Origin of the sequence: Shewanella sp. MTB7, assembly GCF_027571385.1 — a bacterium.
GTDB lineage: Bacteria > Pseudomonadota > Gammaproteobacteria > Enterobacterales > Shewanellaceae > Shewanella.
In genome coordinates this window covers 6,070,069-6,086,455 of sequence record NZ_CP085636.1, presented here as the reverse complement: position 1 = coordinate 6,086,455, position 16,387 = coordinate 6,070,069, and the positions used below count along the sequence as shown (strand labels likewise).

Annotated in this window: 21 protein-coding genes; 17 read left to right on the top strand and 4 right to left on the bottom strand. The window is 45.2% G+C overall.

Going from position 1 to position 16,387, the window contains the following annotated elements:
* The first annotated feature begins 3 nt into the window (after nucleotides 1-3).
* The 17 genes from HWQ47_RS26620 to HWQ47_RS26540 all read left to right on the top strand — a co-directional run bounded on the left by HWQ47_RS26620 (nucleotide 4) and on the right by HWQ47_RS26540 (nucleotide 12,554).
* Nucleotides 4-1,161 (top strand): DUF2586 domain-containing protein, encoded by a 1,158-nt coding sequence (locus HWQ47_RS26620; RefSeq protein ID WP_269968940.1) that lies wholly within the window; start codon nucleotides 4-6, stop codon nucleotides 1,159-1,161.
* A 2-nt stretch (nucleotides 1,162-1,163) separates the two neighbouring features.
* The gene (locus HWQ47_RS26615) at nucleotides 1,164-1,628 is read left to right on the top strand and encodes a phage protein (RefSeq protein ID WP_269968939.1); all 465 of its coding nucleotides are present in this window, start codon (nucleotides 1,164-1,166) and stop codon (nucleotides 1,626-1,628) included.
* Between the two features lie 7 nt (nucleotides 1,629-1,635).
* Nucleotides 1,636-1,959 carry a hypothetical protein gene (locus HWQ47_RS26610; RefSeq protein ID WP_269968938.1) on the top strand — a complete coding sequence of 108 codons (324 nt, stop codon included), beginning with the start codon at nucleotides 1,636-1,638 and terminating at the stop codon, nucleotides 1,957-1,959.
* Nucleotides 1,960-1,967: 8 nt separating this feature from the next.
* Complete coding sequence (locus HWQ47_RS26605; protein WP_269968937.1) at nucleotides 1,968-2,393, top strand: M15 family metallopeptidase; 426 nt, start codon at nucleotides 1,968-1,970, stop codon at nucleotides 2,391-2,393.
* Nucleotides 2,390-2,734, top strand: coding sequence for a hypothetical protein (locus HWQ47_RS26600; protein WP_269968936.1), 345 nt, complete (start codon nucleotides 2,390-2,392; stop codon nucleotides 2,732-2,734). The genes HWQ47_RS26605 and HWQ47_RS26600 overlap by 4 nt, the downstream gene beginning before the upstream one ends.
* Nucleotides 2,709-2,933 carry a hypothetical protein gene (locus HWQ47_RS26595; protein ID WP_269968935.1) on the top strand — a complete coding sequence of 75 codons (225 nt, stop codon included), beginning with the start codon at nucleotides 2,709-2,711 and terminating at the stop codon, nucleotides 2,931-2,933. Before HWQ47_RS26600 ends, HWQ47_RS26595 begins: the two co-directional genes overlap by 26 nt.
* Nucleotides 2,923-3,270: a putative phage tail assembly chaperone gene (locus HWQ47_RS26590; protein ID WP_269968934.1), complete on the top strand. Its 348-nt coding sequence runs from the start codon at nucleotides 2,923-2,925 to the stop codon at nucleotides 3,268-3,270. The genes HWQ47_RS26595 and HWQ47_RS26590 overlap by 11 nt, the downstream gene beginning before the upstream one ends.
* Nucleotides 3,271-3,278: 8 nt before the next feature.
* On the top strand, nucleotides 3,279-3,455 hold the full coding sequence (locus HWQ47_RS26585; protein ID WP_269968933.1) for a DUF6890 family protein: 177 nt from the start codon (nucleotides 3,279-3,281) through the stop codon (nucleotides 3,453-3,455).
* Between the two features lie 174 nt (nucleotides 3,456-3,629).
* Nucleotides 3,630-5,636 carry a phage tail tape measure protein gene (locus HWQ47_RS26580; protein ID WP_269968932.1) on the top strand — a complete coding sequence of 669 codons (2,007 nt, stop codon included), beginning with the start codon at nucleotides 3,630-3,632 and terminating at the stop codon, nucleotides 5,634-5,636.
* Nucleotides 5,633-5,953, top strand: a complete 321-nt coding sequence (locus tag HWQ47_RS26575) for a DUF2590 family protein (protein ID WP_269968931.1) — start codon at nucleotides 5,633-5,635, stop codon at nucleotides 5,951-5,953. The genes HWQ47_RS26580 and HWQ47_RS26575 overlap by 4 nt, the downstream gene beginning before the upstream one ends.
* Nucleotides 5,944-7,131, top strand: a complete 1,188-nt coding sequence (locus tag HWQ47_RS26570; protein ID WP_269968930.1) for a baseplate J/gp47 family protein — start codon at nucleotides 5,944-5,946, stop codon at nucleotides 7,129-7,131. Before HWQ47_RS26575 ends, HWQ47_RS26570 begins: the two co-directional genes overlap by 10 nt.
* Complete coding sequence (locus HWQ47_RS26565) at nucleotides 7,128-7,712, top strand: hypothetical protein (RefSeq protein ID WP_269968929.1); 585 nt, start codon at nucleotides 7,128-7,130, stop codon at nucleotides 7,710-7,712. Before HWQ47_RS26570 ends, HWQ47_RS26565 begins: the two co-directional genes overlap by 4 nt.
* A 21-nt stretch (nucleotides 7,713-7,733) precedes the next feature.
* Nucleotides 7,734-9,386 (top strand): phage tail-collar fiber domain-containing protein, encoded by a 1,653-nt coding sequence (locus tag HWQ47_RS26560; protein WP_269968928.1) that lies wholly within the window; start codon nucleotides 7,734-7,736, stop codon nucleotides 9,384-9,386.
* Nucleotides 9,387-9,466: 80 nt separating this feature from the next.
* The gene (locus HWQ47_RS26555) at nucleotides 9,467-10,321 is read left to right on the top strand and encodes a hypothetical protein (protein ID WP_269968927.1); all 855 of its coding nucleotides are present in this window, start codon (nucleotides 9,467-9,469) and stop codon (nucleotides 10,319-10,321) included.
* The gene (locus tag HWQ47_RS26550; RefSeq protein ID WP_269968926.1) at nucleotides 10,318-10,890 is read left to right on the top strand and encodes a baseplate complex protein; all 573 of its coding nucleotides are present in this window, start codon (nucleotides 10,318-10,320) and stop codon (nucleotides 10,888-10,890) included. Before HWQ47_RS26555 ends, HWQ47_RS26550 begins: the two co-directional genes overlap by 4 nt.
* Nucleotides 10,891-11,571: a hypothetical protein gene (locus HWQ47_RS26545; RefSeq protein WP_269968925.1), complete on the top strand. Its 681-nt coding sequence runs from the start codon at nucleotides 10,891-10,893 to the stop codon at nucleotides 11,569-11,571.
* Nucleotides 11,556-12,554, top strand: a complete 999-nt coding sequence (locus HWQ47_RS26540) for a hypothetical protein (RefSeq protein WP_269968924.1) — start codon at nucleotides 11,556-11,558, stop codon at nucleotides 12,552-12,554. The genes HWQ47_RS26545 and HWQ47_RS26540 overlap by 16 nt, the downstream gene beginning before the upstream one ends.
* A gap of 622 nt (nucleotides 12,555-13,176) precedes the next feature.
* Here HWQ47_RS26540 and HWQ47_RS26535 read toward each other — a convergent pair.
* The 4 genes from HWQ47_RS26535 to HWQ47_RS26520 form a co-directional block, all read right to left on the bottom strand.
* Entirely contained in the window at nucleotides 13,177-13,605 is a 429-nt protein-coding gene (locus tag HWQ47_RS26535; RefSeq protein ID WP_269968923.1) for a DUF7415 domain-containing protein, read from the bottom strand.
* Between the two features lie 69 nt (nucleotides 13,606-13,674).
* The gene (locus HWQ47_RS26530) at nucleotides 13,675-13,968 is read right to left on the bottom strand and encodes a hypothetical protein (protein WP_269968922.1); all 294 of its coding nucleotides are present in this window, start codon (nucleotides 13,966-13,968) and stop codon (nucleotides 13,675-13,677) included.
* 14 nt (nucleotides 13,969-13,982) lie between these two features.
* Nucleotides 13,983-14,270 (bottom strand): hypothetical protein, encoded by a 288-nt coding sequence (locus HWQ47_RS26525; protein WP_269968921.1) that lies wholly within the window; start codon nucleotides 14,268-14,270, stop codon nucleotides 13,983-13,985.
* Between the two features lie 18 nt (nucleotides 14,271-14,288).
* Nucleotides 14,289-16,130 carry a replication endonuclease gene (locus HWQ47_RS26520; protein WP_269968920.1) on the bottom strand — a complete coding sequence of 614 codons (1,842 nt, stop codon included), beginning with the start codon at nucleotides 16,128-16,130 and terminating at the stop codon, nucleotides 14,289-14,291.
* Nucleotides 16,131-16,387: the final 257 nt, after the last annotated feature.

Sequence of the window (16,387 nt, the reverse complement as noted above, 5' to 3'; positions counted from 1 at the left end):
GGCATGCTAGGCAAAGTCACGGTATCAAACCGTAATCAAAACCAAAATTTAGTAAACGAAGTGGAACGTCAATTACTTTTTATTGGCAAAACCGCTAATTCAACACTGTGTGGGATCACAACGTTTGTGAATGCGCAAACGGATTTAGCTACCTTGTTTCACGTAGCGCCAGTAGAAGCAAAGTCAAAGGCAAAAACGGCACCAGCAATAGACACGCTTTACTTTCAAGTTGCGGCCGCTCAGCTTAATGCGGGTGCAGGTTGGCAAGCGGTGATCGCAGGCGTTGCATCTGATAGCTCGTGGGACAAAGTGATTGAGTCAGCGATTAAGTTTAACGACGTTGAAGGGATTGTTATTTGCGACCCAATGACATCAATCGATGACTTCAACAAAGTGAGTGCAACCATCGCGGCCATGGAATCAAAAATGGCGCGATGGATGTTTGCGTTAACCACACTCGCCCCCATTACCCCTGCACAATCTTGGGCGGATTATATTGCCGCAGCAAAAGCGCTAGTAGCCGATTTTGCTGGCTCACACGTCGTGTGTACCCCGTCATTATTTGGCAATGACTTAGGCATATTAGCCGGTCGCCTTTGCTCTCGTGCCGTGACCATTGCCGATTCGCCTATGCGCGTCAAAACAGGGCCGCTTCTTGGCATGGGCCAACCCTCTGTCGGTAAAGATGGTGAGGCAATGCCAGACACTATTTTTGCAGAACTGGATAAGGCGCGTTTTTCTGTGCCTCAAACCTATCCTGGTGAAGCGGGCTGGTATTGGGCGGACGGAAATACATTTGATTTAGAAACGGGTGATTTTAAGGTCATTGAGCATTTGCGCGTGGCACTAAAAGCCAGTCGTAACGTATACAAAATTGCCATTCCTACGATTGCCGACCGAAGCCTTAACAGCTCACCAAACAGCGTGGCTAACAACAAGCGTTTGTATATGAAGCCACTGCTTATCATGGCCGCGCCTGTATTAATTAATAACGTGAAGTTTCCAGGCGAAATAGAACCACCGAATGATAGTGCGGTTGAAATCAACTGGATAACCATGAACAAAACTGAAATCTACGTCACCGTTCGCCCAATTGGTTGCCAAAAGGACATTACGATTGGTGTAGGTATTGATTTATCCAAAGATGAGCAGGAGGAGTAATTATGTCTATAGGTTCAAGCTTAAGTGGCTTAAATATCGATGTCACCATTGGTAACACCGATATCACGATTGACAAGATCACATTAGATATTGAAGACAACAGTAAGGCGGCTAAATCTCGCGGTGTTACTAGTGGCTGGCTTCGTGGCAGTGTCGGCGCAAAAGGTTCAATAGAACTCAATACCGAAAACTTTAACCGCTTATCAGAAGAAGCGCGCAAAGCCGGTTCGTGGCGCAAACTCCCTCCCTTCGATTTTATGATGTACGCCAAAACGGATCTTGAGCTCAAGGTAGAGGCGTTTGGCTGCATGTTAAAGATCACCAATTTACTTGATGTGGATGGTAAAGAAGGCGGTGATGGCATGATGCACAAAGTGGATTATGAAGTCACGGGCCGAGATTTTATCAAAATCAACGGCACGCCATATCTTGACAGTGAAGAGATTGCACATCTCTCACAGCGCTAGGTGATTTATGGAGCATTTTGCATATCGATTACAAGAAAGTAGCGCGCTTATTTTAATGTTTGTTTTGGCCTGTGCAGCAGGCCTACTAAAAGACAGTCAACACTCGTTTAAGTCAATTTGCAGCGGCGTTGCGCTTGCGGGCTTTGTCGCTTATGCCGTCAATTTACTGTTAATTGATTATGGTGTATCCGAGAACATTCGAGTGGTGACTGTTGGCGCCGCCGCGTACTTAAACCGCTACATCGTCGATATGCTCGACAAGTTAGCGACTCAACTAACTAACGATCCTAAGCAGTTTTTAGAATCACTAAAACGAATTTGGAAGAAGTAAGGAGTCTTATGTTTTTTCTTGGTAAACGTAGCCTAGAAAGGTTGCACCGTGTTCACCCAAGGCTTGTCGCATGTGTCTCTATCGCTGTCACGCTCACGACGTCTGATTTTTCAGTGGGCGAAACAGTACGCACAAAAGAGCGTCAAGAAGCGTTGTATTACGGTACGCCCAAAAAGACTTGGACGCTAAACAGTAAGCACATTATTCAAAAAGATGGTTATTGCCATGCTGTCGATTTAACGCCGTTAAAAGTCGGTGGTGGCGCAGATTGGGAAGCATGCCCTATTGTTGCTACTGCAATGTTTGCTGCGGCTAAATCCATTGGTATTCGTATTCGATGGGGCGGTGACTGGAACCAGAACGGTGACAGTCGCGACGAACATCAACGTGGAAGCTATGACGGCCCACACTTTGAATACTTAGGGGAAGTATGATCCCTCTTAAAGTGTGGGGCGCGGCATTATTGGTCATGCTTTTGTGCGTCTTTGCATATGACAGAGGCGTCAGCGTGACAGAGCAAGAACATGCACTCAAACAAGCAGAACAAACTCGGTTACTGAATTTGGAGCGCGAGGAGCTGAATAAGGCTATTCGCGCCGCCAATGCCAGAACGGCCGAGAAAGTCATCGAGGTGCAAACGCAGTTTGTGCCTATTGAAAAAGAGGTGATCCGATATGTGGAAACTATTAAGCCGGCAACGAACCCTGACTGCCAGCCTGATCATACTCAGTGGATGCAGCTCCACAATCGTGCAGCCACCGCGAGAAGTTATTAATGTTGATGCGTCACTGATGCTTAAGCCGGCTAATGAGCTTGCGGTGATAAGTGATGAAGCTATTGCTCAAAACCGCATTGATTTAGCGTTACCGATTATCACGCAGAACTATAAAGCCTACTTCACGTTACGTGAAAAACTGATAGGACTGCAAAACCTTATTACTGAATTTAACCAGGATAAAAATCATGAACGATGAAGAAAAAAAAGCACTACCCAAAAACGAAGCGATTGAATTACTAAAGGGCTTGCAAGGCACAAAGAGCGTAGTGGTCCCCGTGGTGATCGATGGTACAAAAGTTCATGACGGGGTGACGTTCGACGTGTCATTGGCCGACTACAACAAGTTCATTAACGCCTCTCAAACAGGCAAAATTTCGCCAACCGCTTCTGCTAAAGACTTTTTGATGCACACTGCAATCAAAAAGGATCGCGACTTTTTACAGGAATTGCTCAAGGTACCGGGCATGCTCGACTTTGCAATGGGTAAAGTCATTAAAGCGGTCGCGCCGGAAGTATCTTCAACACTGGACTAGTTAACGCCATGGTGGGCACGTACCGCAAAAATTCATTAAGCCAGGCGCAAGCATTACGAGCGCACTTTTTACCGCATGAAACCGATTGTGTGGACAGTTTAGCAAAGGCTATCTGGCTTGATGAACACTTTACCCATGCTATGACCATGGCAGTCAACAAAGGCGCTGGTCTACTGTTTAAATAGGCAAGCGCATGAATACTGATATTTTTGACATCATTAAAGGCAATGGCGGACTTAAATTAAGTTCGCCTTCAGTCGGTCAAGCCTTGCGCAAACACTTTCGTTGCTATGGAACGACCCCTGTGCACAGGCCATTCTTGATCAAACCTTACCAGACGACCTCAAAGGATTATTACCATGAGCAGTAATTCACTTAACTTTTCCGTCTGGCTTAGGGATAGAACGCAATCAGGCTTTAATGCTGTCACCAATCGCATGCGAAGCATGCAACGAATGGGGCGCGAAACCAGCAATGCGATGAAAGGGATCGGAGCCGGCGGTCTAGGTGTGTGGGCGGCTGGTCAAACCGTCTCTGCCTTAGTTGGCCCCGCACGTGAAATGAATGCCGCGCGCGGTGAACTTAACTCCTTGCTTGATGGTGATGGCACTAAAACACTGGATGCAGTGCAATCAGAAGCGATGCGCTTTGCCAGTACTTATGGTAAATCCGCCACGGAATTTGTCAGGGCATCTTATGATATTCAATCCGCCATTAGTGGCTTATCAGGCAGTACGCTAGCTAAGTTCACCAATGCCTCCGCTGTGCTCGCAACCGCAACGAAAGCCGATACTGCAACTATTACCAACTATATGGGCACCATGTACGGCATTTTCCAAAGTAGCGCAGATAAGATGGGGAAATCTAAGTGGGTTGAACAAATAGCAGGGCAAACAGCTGTAGCCGTTAAAATGTTTAAAACCACGGGTTCGGCCATGAACGAGGCGTTTGCAAGCGTTGGCGCCAGAGCATCTAATCAAAACATTAGTTCAGCGGAGCAATTTGCCGTTTTAGGTATGATGCAATCCAGTATGGACGGCAGTGTTGCGGGGACGGCTTACGCTGGCTTTATGGATGCGATGCCCAATGCACAAAAAAATCTGGGATTGAGTTTTTCCGGTGACGATGGCAAAGCGCTTGGCATGGTAGCCATTATTAACAAATTGAAAGGAAAGTTAGGCAATGAACTCACCGTTGATGTTGTCGGCCAACTAAACACAGCATTTGGTACGGTGGCCTCTGGGTTAATTCAAGGGTTATGGACGAAGACGGATGATTTAAGCAAAAACATTGCGAGTCTCGGCGACATTACCAACATGGATCAAGCGGTTGCCATGGCCGCAAAAATTAGCGATCCATGGGATAAGCTCGGGCAATCAGCCAGTAACGTGCGCATTATTTTTGGTCAAGCTTTTGACCGCGCGCTCATGCCGATGATCACCTACATGACAAGCGCTATTACCACGCTACAGGAATGGATGATTGCATTCCCTAATATCACTTTCGCCGTTGCGACATTCACAAAGTGGATGCTTGTTCTTACTGCGGTTATCGCCATGGGCGCAATCCTCAAAGGGGCTGTGTTTTTCGCTAAGTTTGGATGGGCCGTACTGAAATGGGGTGTTGGCCCGTTACTGAAAATTATTCCGTTAATGTTACGGTTTGGCCTTACTGCGCTTGTGGCGATAGGTTGGATCCCTCTTGCATTTATTGCTGTAGGTGCTGCTATTGGCTTAGCCATTTATTATTGGGACGATTTAGTTGCATCGTTCAGCAATACAACATGGGGGCAAGCCATTATCGAGGCTTTCGGCACCTTATCGGGAACCTTGTCCATGGTGTGGGAAATCGTTAAACAGTGGCTTTCAGGCTGGGGGGAACTCATCTCTTCACTCAGTAATACCGCGTGGGCAGATGCCATTACGGGGGCACTGAGTTCGGTTATTGACTACTTAGGCAGTGCCTGGGAAATGATGAAAGGACTGTGGACAACAGCGTCTGATTTTCTCTCCATTGGCTCAGGAACGGCATCAAGTACAGACAATGTGGGCGCGGGTATGAAGCCAGAGCATATGCAGTCGTTGCCGACATTAGCCACAGCGCAACCTAATTACAGCACACCACCTTTAATCGGTAGCACCCTGTCCGCATCGATTGAGGAGCAGATCCAATTAGTCAATAACGGCATTCCAATCAGTAAAGATATTGAGCGAAGCAATGAACACAGCATCGTGCCAACGTGGCTCACTCAAAACAGCCAAAACAACAAAACCAATAGCATGAGTATTGGCGCCGTGAACGTATCAACGCAGCGTGCGCCTACACCGTCAGAAATGCAGAACTATTTCTCACTGGTAACGCCATGATGAATTCAATTTATCGCGACTGGTTAATCGAAGACGGGGATGTGGTTTTAGATGCAGGTCGCAACCCGATCATCATTACAGATGCGGTCTGCATAGCCCAGGACATTAAGCATGCAATTTTAGAAAGTGGCTTGGCCGTTGAGCTGGTTGCAGAACGCAGCACAACTGAAATATCGGATCTTGAATACCGCATTATCATGTTAGCAGAAATGGATCTGAGGATTATTCCTGGTACTTGCACGATTGCCCCGCTAAATAATGGCCGCCTACTGACAGCATCAACCTATGAATTTGGAGACGTGACCACATGGCTGTAGATAAACCAGACTTTAAGAAGGTACTTAAAAACGCCAATATCCCTACTACAGAGGAGGCGATTAGAGCCGTATTTGATGAAGAGGTTATTGCACAAGGCGGCTTGATTAATAACGATGGTAAATATTCCCCGTTTTGGCGCTTGGTGCGTGGGATTATCTCAAAACCGTATTTGTGGTTAATTGATTTTCTTCTTCAAACGATACTGCCTCAGTCATTTGTTAAGACGGCCACCGGCTTCTTTTTAGATCTCTATCTTCAATCGGTCAAGTTGACACGTAAAACCCAAAGCCATGCGTTAGGCTACGTCATTTTTGAAAGAGAACGGGGCGCACCAGAGCTCTTGCTACCCGCTGGTTTTACGATTAGTACCGATCGCATTAATGGCATTCCGTACCGCCTTATCGTTATCAATGACACAAGGCTTGCTGCAAACATCGGCATGACGAAGGTTGATTGCCGCGCTGAATTCCCAGGCAGCCATTACAACCTCGCCAGTGGCTATTATCAAATCCCACAAACGCCATTGCCTGGTTTAATTCGCGTATATACCCCTGAGGAGTGGTTAACCACTCCTGGGGCTGATGACGAATCAAATGATGACGCAAGGGAGCGATATCGTTCACAGTTTGCCTCGGTGTCCGGCTGGTATATAGATGACAAATACAAAGGCTTAATGTCGTTATTTGGCGGCGTAAAAACCAGCCAAATCTATATCGAAAAAAATGCCCCTCGCGGTCCTGGCAGCGCCAATGCGTACCTGCTTCTCGATAGCGGCATACCCACTCAACCTTTTCTTGATGCCATTAATAAATCAGTACGTTTAGATGGATACCATGGACTTGGGGACGACATGTTAGCAATGGCGCTACCAGAACTGAACGTCACGATCACTTGTGACGTTTTGCCGGTGATTAACTTAACTGACGATGAACTTTCGCAGTTATTTCACGATATCGAACAGTACATTCGCGGCGTCTTTCGAGAAAACCAAGCATACCCCAACGCCATGCTGATATGGCCCTTAACGCTTTTCAGTATGTCCACGCTAAACCAAGAGCTTCGCAACCACTTTCCGCTTATTGAGTCGCTGTATTTTGCAGAACGAGATTTTAAGTTGGGACTGAATATTGCCAGGCTTGAAACTTTGACCCTCACCAATGTTAGAGCCGCATTATGAAAGTCACGTTGCCGTTTTGGATGCAAAAAGGTGAACTCGACAAGCTAAGAGCAGCGAGCCAATCATTTTGGGAACGAGTACATCAATGGATGCTTATCTCACTGACTAAATTTGACTTACTAACATGTGACTTGGTTTTTGTTGATTGCGTGGCGTGGGAGCGAAAAATCACTCGACTTGATGGTGAGGGCGAACTCATTTACCGCAAACGAGTGCATTACGCCTTTGAGAATGCGCAAGATGCAGGGATGAACCGAGGTATTTTTAATATTTTTGAACGCCTTGGTATTCCCATCTTAGGCATTGACGAACGTCAACCTGGGCGCGATTGGGATATTGTCACCATCGAAATGACGGACGACATGCTCTCAAACCAAAAGGCACTGATAAACCTATTAATTGATACCTATGGCGCAACATGCAGGCGGTATGAATATGGTGTTCGAACAACTATAAATCAGTATGTCCATATTGGGGAAATGCGCTGGAACCAAAGCACATTAGTGAGCGCACCACCGCCACCGGCCCCTGAACATATCGCACTGCCAACCAACGACATCATGCTGTGGTTTTACTGCTAACTTATCAAACCGGAATTAATTATGAGCCAGACAATTTTAACTAACGCCTTTTCGGCCTATAAAGCGCAATGTGAAGCATACGGCGTTCCTATCATCATGGATGAGTTTATCTTTGCACTGGTGCCAGGACAAGATCCAGATGCACCAATTGATTTAAATGAAGAGTTGCCACCAGACGCTCAAATCGTGGGACGCTTTCCCGTTACTCAAAAAGGGATGATTAACCCTAATGCGGTGGTGTATTCCATTATTCTTGGGACGGATGTAGGAACGTGGGATTTTAACTGGGTGGGGCTCGTTAACAGTGAAAAGAACTTTGTAGGTTCTATTTCACATGTTAATCAGCAAACTAAAACCGCCGCAGACATATCAAATGGTATCGAGGGTGACACGCTAACGCGCAACATTATCACGCCGTATACGAATGCGTCAGTGTTAACGCAAATTCATGTTACTGCTGACGTGTGGCAGCTTGACTTCACTCGTCGATTAATCGCCATGGACGAACGCCCAAGACTTGAAAATATGGACGTTTATGGTGATGCGTCATTTATGGGTGACGGCTGGAAAGCCGAGCCCAATAGCGGCACATTAACGATTAAACCTGGAACTGGGTACCTAAAGGGGTTGCGTTGTTGCAACGAACTTGAACAGGTCGTCGATTTAGCCGGTGTGCCCCTCCCTAAAATGCTTTTCCTCGTTGCACGCTTTGAAGGGGGCCTTAATAGCGAATGGAGGGTAAAAACCGCGCTACAGCTTGCCGATTCATTACCTGAAAGTGAATTGATTAACGGTGTGACGTATTACGCGCACCCTATAGCAAGAGTTAATACGTTGGTTGATATTGTGGATTTAAGGCCTGCAACGTGGCGAGAAGTGCATGGTGACGAAAATTCAGATCCTCACCCACAGTACAACCTTAACGATGCAACAGAGGGGGAGTTAGGGGGGATTATCATTGCTTCTCAAGCGGAAGTTGATGCTGCCATGAATAGCAGCAAAGCCGTCACGCCTAAAACGCTTAATAAGCCCGGTATTTTAGCTGCGGCAAGAGCTTATGCCGATAAAATTAAAGCGGATATTTATGGGGGAGTGCCGTCTGCCACACTCGATACCATTAAAGAAGTGGCTGATGCGCTGACTCAAACGGGGAGCGCTGTACAGTCCGTGTTTACCAAGCTAGCGCAATTGACGACGAGAGTGGACGGCAATGAAAACAACATCGATAACCACAAAGCAAGCAGCGACGCTCATACGCCGGCACAAGTAGGGCTCAGGTGGGTTCACAACTGGGGGGCATCGAGCGAGGTTGATGACGCAAGCACCTCTACATATGCAACGACCAAGGGCGTAAAAAAAGCGTATGACAAAGCAGTGGCGGCGTATAAGAAGGCAGGGGAAATAACCGCCACTGGCTACCATGATGTTTCAACTTCCAGGAATGTGGGCGTAACATATAACAACGACAATAGAGTTCGAGTCGTATCTGTGTTCAGTGGGCCAGTGAGTAGTGATCCTTACTTAAATGCATACGTTAACGATGTACATGTGGCTCATAGTCGTGACGATGGCACTGGAGGAGTTAGTGTTGGTATTTACTTCTTGGTACAACCAAACGCGACTTATAAAGTCGAAGGGAATAAAAATAAATGGTTTGAGATGGACTTCGGTTGACGGTTCATTTCAATCAACGGCTATGGGCGTATAAAATCCATGTTGACGTTGACTATTTAGAGTAACAACTTGGTATCTAAATGAATATTACTCCCCCAGAAACAATGATAAACACAGGTAAGTTGGTATCTTCATTCATAACTGAACTATCAGCACAAATAGAGCGTAACTCAAATAAGTTGCTCGGCCTTGAAGACCCTCTCCATACCCAGTCTACCTTGTGTGACACTGCAGCGCCGTTGGGACAGCAAAGAAATACCGTAGAAGAACTCCTATATTCAGGGGTTAGTTTATGCCTAACCCCTTATCAATATGGAATTGGCCTAAATGGAATGCTTTCCGCTAAAGCGGGAACAGGGCTTTTAGCGGATAGATTAACTAACGCCCTAGAAATTAATGGATACCATCACGGCGTTGCAATGGTTATCACAGGGTTGGATGAATCGCTATTTGCATCAAGGCTGAAAGGCGTTGTTGATGTATTGCCTTTTCCTGATTGGGTTGCACTACACAACCTAGCGAGCAAAAGAGCAATATTGAATGTTGAAAAAATGAAAATCCCAAACATCAAGCCTAGCCCTTATTGGACCCATTTAAATGGAGGATTAGTGTCTCCACTTTATGCCGTCAATAACACACTGCTTGAGGGGATATCACTCGCAGAATCAATTGCCAGTAATGCAATGTCACCCATTGAGCGTCTTAACGCCCTAGCAGCAAAGCAATCCAAGCAACTTGAAGCAATGCAAGTGTGTATAAGTGAATTACAACAGCTGTTTAAAGGTGAGGTTTACGCTAAGCGGCTATCTGGAACACCGCATGATATGGCTGGACAATTACAACGCTTTGATACCGATAATCAACCATACAGCACGATATTAGTCGTACTGAGTCGTGATCCCATCGTATTTTTAAATGAGATGCTAAGCCTATGACACTACAACTCAACAATCAACTCGTACCTGGTGAAGAACTAAAAGTTGCTATCAAAATGTCATTTGGCGATAGCGATTTAAGCGGTCAAGGTAGCGGCACTGAAAGTGCTGAAACAGGGACGAAAGCAAAAGAGCTTACCGTGAGCTTAGTTGTCCCCTTCGCGAACGCTGAATGGTTGACTAGGATAACGACGCTTGCAGAATCCACCGACGCCACGACTGGTACTCGTCAGGTTTATCGAATTGGGTATGATGCTGCTCGCGCCATAAAGCTCTATCAAGCTAAATTTGTCGGGGAACTCAATGTTACAGAGCTTGATGACACCCAAGGCTGGATGGTGACATTTAACATGAGAGAGCAATTGTCAGTACCTGAGCGAAAAGCCCAAAGAGAGCCCATTAAGGCAGCCAAACAACAAGGCGGTGGCGATAGTATTGTTGCGGTCAACAGTGACGATATTCCACCGAATACTGAATTGACGGGATTTGCTTCTGTATTGAAATACATTGATGAAGCGCTTAAATCTAGTGAGGTAATCGATACCCCATCAGAGGAAGTGGTCGCATAAATGAAACACAATGAACGCCTATACATAGGCAATGCAGAAAGCGACTGCATTAGTGCAACCTGTTACTTAAGTTTTCGCAATCCTGGTACGGCAAGCATCATTACTGACATAGAGCCAAAAATAGGCCAAATAATGGCTTATGAGTGCGGTTTTAATGGTGAGCTGACAAGGTGGTTCACTGGGTATGTTGAATCCTACAGGGCAATCAATGAGCAAACGTATTCCATCTTCTGCAGAGAACTCAGTGCCATGATGCGACATAATATGCCCGTATTTTTACAGCATGCCACCCTTGAAGATGTGCTGAATGGTTTGAATGCAAAGACAGGGTTAGATTTTGTTATCCCCGATAAGGCATATCGAGTCACGCCTGCGCCTTGTATTACAAACCATGGCAACGGCTATTCGTTAATGGACAGTTTAGGCGCAGTCTTTGATATTGACCGCTACGTATGGCAACAGCAAGGCAATGGCACTGTTTTTGTTGGTAGCTGGGACGATTCACTATGGGCGAATAAGAACCTTCCGGTGCCCACATCGATGATAGAGAACGCCTCAATGGATTTGGCTACACTCCCTCTTATTCCGGCATTAAGACCAGGCGCGATAGTCAATGGCCAGCGCATTAGAAACATTCAACTTAACAAAGATACGATGGTGGTCACATGGATGACAAAATAGCCCGTCTAATAAAAAAACATTATCCAGAGATCGCAAATGGTTGGCACACCCCAATATGGTGCCGCTTAACTAAAATCAATGAGTCCCCAAACGACGGAGACTTATCCGATCCTTTTAGACCACGTTATTGCGCAAGCGTTAAGGTGCTGACCAAGCAAGGCCGTGAGGCTAAAATTCCTGAGATGCACAATATTGCGATAGCGGGCTCTTTGTCCATGAATGGGGGTTTTCTACATTTGCCCGAGATAGGCGCCATTGTGACGGTATGCTTTGCATTTGGTATGCCAGATAAGCCGTACATTGATAAAGTGATGCCGTATGGGTTAACACTGCCAGGTATTAAGCCTGGCGAAGCCATTATGCAAAGCCGCCAAGGTGTCAGTATTCGCCTAGATGATGCAGGTAATATCAACCTCAATACTGACAGCGCTATCAATGAGTCATCGAGAGCGCATAATCAAAAGACAGGGCATTCAATAACTAAGCGTCTATCGAGAAAAACAAAGACGCAGACCCATTCAGAGCATGAGGTAGGCGGAACCTATAGCCTAGAAGCATTAGGCGCTTTACTACTGCTTACGCTGGGCCACGGTGAACTATCAGCACTAGAAAGCCTCACCTTAACCACTGGCACAGACTTAAACGAGAATATAGCGGGTAAACGTCAAAGTGTTATCGATGAGCTCTTATCGTTCGTGATTAACAAGGCGGGGCACCTAACCTTAAACAAGTCCGGCTTTGATGTTCTAGTGAAGAAGGGAAGCGTTCGTATTGGTAACGAGTCAGTGGATGTGGTCGAGACATTGCACAAGCTGATTGAGTGTGTGAGCCAGTTAGCTAACGCGGTCGCATCTCATAGCCATAGTCACAACCATAGCTCACCGCTTGGGCAGACAAGTCTTCCAGTTAACGGGGCCGTCATTTCAGGTCAAGGCTCACAGGCCGATGCATTAGCCGGCGAATTAAAACACATCCTTTCTTAGAATCATTCTCATAAAAAAAGCGAGCCAGCAATTTGCTGACTCGCTTTTTTTTGACTGGTAAATAATTTTCCAACGTGACCAACATGAACGCAAACATGACCAGTTCCTGTCAAAAGTTTACCAATGCAGCCTTAGTCGTTACCACTCACCACGACATATCCCTTGTTGAGAAAATATTTATGAGAAAATAAATTCTCATAAAAAAGCACTCATCCCCACCACACTTTGGGGCTCTTTGTACGTTGTTTTTGCCATTAAGCAAACATTGCCAACAGGCCGCCAGAATGCGCCGTATAAGGGCTTTCTCGATAAATTGGTTTCACCACTAATTGCACAAATGGCAATTAGTGGCGCTAACTACAGTGCGTTTTAACGTATTTCAAAAAGATAACAGATTGATTTTAAATGTTAAAAATATTCTCTGAAAATTTGCAGAGAAATTTAAGGTGATTTTTATAAAAACAACGAGCACCAACTAAATTAATTATTATCAATAAGTTAGATGCTAAATCTATCTGTTCCTTAATTGCCATCAGTGCAATTAAGGAATTTTTTATGTTGAAGATAATAATTTTAGAATATGGGATTTTTGCGAAAAATAAAAAAACTCAAAATGCCTGCTTTAGTTTTTTCTGGGAAGGCCTGTTTCTGCATCTTCACATGCAATTACGGCCATTTTTAAAATGTGCGTAGGATCGACTATTAGATTTTCGATCCTAATTTTTGCAATCAACTGCTCAACAATAAACGCTGCTAATTGAATTTTTTGAATGGGTTCTGGATCCCGCCATTCTATAGCAATGGCCTTAGACTCTTCAACTGACTCCTTATGCACGATCTCCTCTAAGAATGTTCTAATTTCTTCGTCGCTTACAATTACGCTTTTTATGTTTCCATATTCCCAGATACCATCATCAGCGATAAGTATACTTTCAGAGAACCCCGTGTGTGGGCAATATGCCACAGCTAAGCCTAGCGGGTGTAAAATTTCTCGATTTATTTTTTCAACTAGTCCTAATTCAGACATGACATTCCAGTTGATTTTTTTCATATTAAGGCTTCCCGTTACTTATAAAATGACTAATCGCTCACATTCAAGAATAAACCCCACTAAACATGACTATTCTCGTAGATTGGATACCTGACCTCTCCCTTCCTTAATGGCCTTTCGACGTCCTTGCCTAGCCCCGAAGAACCAAACCAGCACCCTAAAAATACCTAATTCCCACGGCCTATCGCTGATTGCACAAAAAAACATTCCATTTGCCACCCATAAACTATCTTTTCCTCTTTTCGCTACAAAACATTCTGGCCATTCATCACCACTCATATGAATCGTGATAAATTTCCACTCTTTATTTTTCATTTGTTCAATTATTGCGAGCGCATTTCTTAATTGCTGTTTTATTCTCATACTAAAGCTTCCTATTATTCATAAAATGGATTTAGTTGCGGGTGAGTGTCTAAAAGCCTGGTGACTTCGCCTCGCACCAAGTACATATTTAACACTTCCTGTATTTCTTCAAATGCCTTGTCTTGTGCCACCCCACCATGTTGACCATTATCCAAAGCAAGGTAATACTTTCTAATTGCCCTGCGAACACGGTGCATCTGTTCTTCAAGCTCTCGCCCATTAGGAGGTGAAGACTCCCAAAAGTTAGATCTATCGATAGCGTCACCACCACAAGTGGGACATTTATCAAATGGTGTAGTCATTTGTTCGCTTCCTATGTATTAAAAAAATTCAAACTCGCTATTTTCAGCATCTACCAGTCGTTCGAACTGCAGTTGGCCATCACTGAACCACCAGACCTTACCCTCGTCAGTGAAAACTCGTAAACCGTTAGCTAATAGCTCCAGTGAGTGAGGATGTTCGACGCCGTGAGAGGCTAAATACCTCAGAGTTGTATCTGACATTTCGATTTTTGGCCGGCTTGAAATGGAGTCTGTACAGTTATTCCTACAAGTCCTAGTTTCACCGCTGCCGCGGCTCTTAGAGCTAGAGCCTTGGCTCATCTTCCATTTAGGCAGTGCCTTTAGTGTCGGCTTCATGAGGGCGGTGTCAGTGGCTTTAAGGCTCTCTATTTGTGCTTGGAACAATTCCTTTTCTTTTCCTTTTGCAGCCTCTTTCTTTTTAGCTAGCCCAATCAATTTATTTTTACATTGCTCTCTAGTGTCGTCGTAAGCTTCTTTAAGTTGTGCGTTTTCTTTGAAGACCTTTAAGCGCTCTTGTTTTAGCTTCTTGTAATTAATTTTTTCATCACTATCCATGGCGCGAATAGTCCATTTATCACCACGGGTGATCAATGAACGTATGTCTTGCTTGCCGTCATGCTTTTTGTTGGGATACCACAGGCCAATGACTCGCTTGGTTTCTTCACCGTATTCATTACCGCACTCTGTTTTTTCGTAATCTAGCTTGATTGGGTTAACGGCTAGCGCGGCCTCAAACTCTTTCCAGTTGGAATTGACAGCAGCTGCTCTCGCTAGCTCTATCTCAACAGGTTGAGGGCATTCCTTTATCCGCCTAAACTCTCGCCAGGCGGAGACAGACTTCATGCCAAAAAACTGAAATTGACGTAATTTGTGCCGACTCGCCCAAGATGCGATATTTCTAGCGGCTTCCTCAATAGGGAGTCCAGACTCAAGATCTAGCTCTCCCTGCATATGTTCGCCCCTGATACCTTTGGTTATGTATTTGATGAGATAACCCGTAGCTGAGCCTTTGATTTTGTCTATAGGCTCAAAGACTAATCTATGCTCTTTTGCACCGTCCTCGTCGCCATCCACTTCAAACGCGTACTTGGTTATAATTTCTTGTGTTGTTTCGGCGGTATCTGGATGCACAAAGATCATCATGTGCCAGTGAGGGGTACTATCTTTATGAGGCTCCACAATACGAAACCCTTTGAATTTTATTTTGAGGTTAGTAAGGGCGGTACGGACCTTCGCCCATTGCTTCACTAAAAACTGTTGAGCATAGCGAGGATCTTCTGCATTCCATTTCTTCGAGTTGCGGTGATATTTACTTGGCGCGGTAATGTTAGCCATAAACCCTATGTAGCCTAAGTCTTCCGCGACTTCCTCCAGACCTCGCGCCCTAACCACCATTTCAACAAAGCGGTTTTTTGGATTGGCAGTACCTGACATTGCAGCATCAATCAGAGGGATGATCACACCTGATTCAGATTCAATCATCGTACTTTCTAACCATTCAAGGCCGCTTTTTTGCTGCTCACACCATTCATTGAAGCTGTCACGGCTTATGTATGGGCTGCCCTCATTGACAAGTCCTGCGGCGATGTTCATGTGTTCAGTGCATCTGTCGCGCAAGTTTGATAGTTTCTTTAACCACCACTTAGGGCACGTCATGCGCAATATGGCACACTCGGCCGCTGGAATAATGAAGTCGATCTTTACCGCGGCATAATAGGGCGGGGGAATATCCCATTGCTGACAAATCGCGGCCGCTGCATCGTAGGCTTTCAGAAACGCCATATCACCATTGTTGTGAGTGGCCGCGTCTTTTACTTCATCAAGCGCGATTAAAGCGAGACGATTTGCAACCTGTTTCATTTGCTTGCTTTTGCGATACCGAATTAACTCAAAGCCGCCTAAGTGAGTCGTTCGTATAAAATCGTCTTTATCCAAGTCAACATTTTTAGGTACATCTTCACGAAGCTCTGATGTGATTTTTTTAAAGAAGCTACCTGCATTGTGAAACGGGTATTTAAGCCACACCTTGTTAATAAACTCGGTCGTGGTTCTAAGGTAAATATTGGCGCCGCGTATGTTTGCAATGCCGTCTTTATTGGTTAGCCGGCGCTGATATT

What these genes read in the sequence shown, in the direction of transcription:
- HWQ47_RS26620 (WP_269968940.1), top strand. Translation starts at nt 4, where the DNA reads ATGCTAGGCAAAGTCACGGTATCAAACCGTAATCAAAACCAAAATTTA.
- HWQ47_RS26615 (WP_269968939.1), top strand. Translation starts at nt 1,164, where the DNA reads ATGTCTATAGGTTCAAGCTTAAGTGGCTTAAATATCGATGTCACCATT.
- HWQ47_RS26610 (WP_269968938.1), top strand. Translation starts at nt 1,636, where the DNA reads ATGGAGCATTTTGCATATCGATTACAAGAAAGTAGCGCGCTTATTTTA.
- HWQ47_RS26605 (WP_269968937.1), top strand. Translation starts at nt 1,968, where the DNA reads ATGTTTTTTCTTGGTAAACGTAGCCTAGAAAGGTTGCACCGTGTTCAC.
- HWQ47_RS26600 (WP_269968936.1), top strand. Translation starts at nt 2,390, where the DNA reads ATGATCCCTCTTAAAGTGTGGGGCGCGGCATTATTGGTCATGCTTTTG.
- HWQ47_RS26590 (WP_269968934.1), top strand. Translation starts at nt 2,923, where the DNA reads ATGAACGATGAAGAAAAAAAAGCACTACCCAAAAACGAAGCGATTGAA.
- HWQ47_RS26585 (WP_269968933.1), top strand. Translation starts at nt 3,279, where the DNA reads ATGGTGGGCACGTACCGCAAAAATTCATTAAGCCAGGCGCAAGCATTA.
- HWQ47_RS26580 (WP_269968932.1), top strand. Translation starts at nt 3,630, where the DNA reads ATGAGCAGTAATTCACTTAACTTTTCCGTCTGGCTTAGGGATAGAACG.
- HWQ47_RS26575 (WP_269968931.1), top strand. Translation starts at nt 5,633, where the DNA reads ATGATGAATTCAATTTATCGCGACTGGTTAATCGAAGACGGGGATGTG.
- HWQ47_RS26570 (WP_269968930.1), top strand. Translation starts at nt 5,944, where the DNA reads ATGGCTGTAGATAAACCAGACTTTAAGAAGGTACTTAAAAACGCCAAT.
- HWQ47_RS26565 (WP_269968929.1), top strand. Translation starts at nt 7,128, where the DNA reads ATGAAAGTCACGTTGCCGTTTTGGATGCAAAAAGGTGAACTCGACAAG.
- HWQ47_RS26560 (WP_269968928.1), top strand. Translation starts at nt 7,734, where the DNA reads ATGAGCCAGACAATTTTAACTAACGCCTTTTCGGCCTATAAAGCGCAA.
- HWQ47_RS26555 (WP_269968927.1), top strand. Translation starts at nt 9,467, where the DNA reads ATGAATATTACTCCCCCAGAAACAATGATAAACACAGGTAAGTTGGTA.
- HWQ47_RS26550 (WP_269968926.1), top strand. Translation starts at nt 10,318, where the DNA reads ATGACACTACAACTCAACAATCAACTCGTACCTGGTGAAGAACTAAAA.
- HWQ47_RS26545 (WP_269968925.1), top strand. Translation starts at nt 10,891, where the DNA reads ATGAAACACAATGAACGCCTATACATAGGCAATGCAGAAAGCGACTGC.
- HWQ47_RS26540 (WP_269968924.1), top strand. Translation starts at nt 11,556, where the DNA reads ATGGATGACAAAATAGCCCGTCTAATAAAAAAACATTATCCAGAGATC.
- HWQ47_RS26535 (WP_269968923.1), bottom strand. Translation starts at nt 13,605, where the DNA reads ATGAAAAAAATCAACTGGAATGTCATGTCTGAATTAGGACTAGTTGAA.
- HWQ47_RS26530 (WP_269968922.1), bottom strand. Translation starts at nt 13,968, where the DNA reads ATGAGAATAAAACAGCAATTAAGAAATGCGCTCGCAATAATTGAACAA.
- HWQ47_RS26525 (WP_269968921.1), bottom strand. Translation starts at nt 14,270, where the DNA reads ATGACTACACCATTTGATAAATGTCCCACTTGTGGTGGTGACGCTATC.
- HWQ47_RS26520 (WP_269968920.1), bottom strand. Translation starts at nt 16,130, where the DNA reads ATGAAACAGGTTGCAAATCGTCTCGCTTTAATCGCGCTTGATGAAGTA.